Source organism: Allosphingosinicella sp. (assembly GCF_036387215.1).
In the GTDB taxonomy this organism is placed as follows: Bacteria; Pseudomonadota; Alphaproteobacteria; order Sphingomonadales; family Sphingomonadaceae; genus Allosphingosinicella.
Window position 1 is genome coordinate 1 of record NZ_DASVUE010000120.1, and the last position, 1,539, is coordinate 1,539.

General features: G+C 65.1%; 1 protein-coding gene. It reads right to left on the reverse strand.

Annotated features, from left to right (window positions below):
- Positions 1–128: 128 nt before the first annotated feature.
- The coding region (locus VF662_RS04900) for a M16 family metallopeptidase (RefSeq protein ID WP_464138378.1) at positions 129–1,539 on the reverse strand (1,411 nt) is incomplete at its 5' end.

Consider the following 1,539-nt stretch of genomic DNA (forward strand, 5'->3'; position numbering starts at 1 on the left):
CTCGTTCCGGGGCCGGTGTCGATCACATAGGCGGCGTTGGCGGTGCCGGCGGCCGCGAACAGGCTGAGCAGGAAGAGAATTATCCGCATGCCTTGAGAAGAGTTTAGGCTGCCGGCGCTGTCAACCCGCTACTTGTCGAACCGCGCCAGTGTCTCATTCAGCATCACTGGCGGCCCGAAGCCGAGCGCTTCCAGCCGCTTCGCCTGCGTCGCCGCATCGCCCACGATCACGTAATTCATCGCGCCAGGGCGTACGTAGCGGCTCGCCAGATCCCGGATCTGCGGGACGGTCATCGCATCGACGATCGCCTGCTCCCGCTGCGGATAATCGACGGGAAGGCCGTAGTCGCTGATCGCACCAAGGTAGCGGAGCTTGGCGTCCGCGGTCTCGAACGAACGCGAGCGGCTCTTGGTGAGGAAGCTCTTCGTCACATCGAGATCGGCATCGGTAAAGGTGTTTCCGAAATCGCCCAGGATCGATTTGGTGAGGTCCGCCGCCTCGAGCGTCACGTTCGACCGGACGCCGCTCGTCACCTCGAAGGTGCCATGCCGCACGCCGCCCGAGAAGCCGGCGCGGATGCCGTAGGTATAGCCCTTGCCCTCGCGAAGCTGCTGGGTCAGCCGTGATGCGAAGCCGCCGCCGCCGAGGATGTAGTTCATCACCACGGCCGGATAGTAATTGGGGTCCGCGCGGGTGACGGCGGGATAGCCGAAGGCGAACACCGACTGCTTGGAGCCGGGAAGGTCGTAGAAATAGACTTTCGATGCAGCGGGCGGCTGCGGGGCCGGATAGGAGGGGATGTTCACCTCCCGCCGCTGCCATCTGGCGCCGAGATCCCGCAGCGCCTCGTTCACCCGCGCCTGGTCCACCGCTCCGACGATGCGGAAGCTGGCGATGTTCGGGGCGAGGTTCGCCGCGTGAAAGCGCTTGAGATCCTCCATCGTCATTGCGTTCACCGAGCGCTCGGTGCCGAGGCCGTTCCGGGAGTAGATATGCTGGTCGCCGAACGTCACCACCTCAAAGGCGCGGGCGGCGATCGCGTTCGGCTCCACCTTTTGGCTCTGGATCTCGCTCACCACGGCCGCCTTCTCGAGTGAAAGCTCCTCCGGATCCCAGCGCGGCTCCAGCAATATCTCCTCGAGAAGGTCGATCGTCTTCTCGAAATTCCGGGCAAGCGTGATGCCGTTCACCACGAAATGCTCGTCCTCGGCACTGATCTGGATCGCCGCGCCCAATGACTTCAGCGCGTCCTCGAGCTCAGCCGGCGTCCGCCGCGCAGTGCCGCGCATCAGCATCTCGGCAAGGAGGTTCGCCGCTCCGGGCTTGGCCATGTCGTCGAGCAGCCTCCCGCCCGCGATCGCCAGCTGGAACCGGGCGACGGGGACCTCGTCGTCCTCGATCCCGTAGGCCTTGAGGCCGTTCGGGAGCGAGGCCTGCCAGACGGCGGGAATGACGACCGCAGGCTTCTCGCCATAAGGCGGCTCGACGGTCCGGTCGAAGCTCGAGGGGCTTCTTGCATAAGTCGCCTTGACGTTCGGA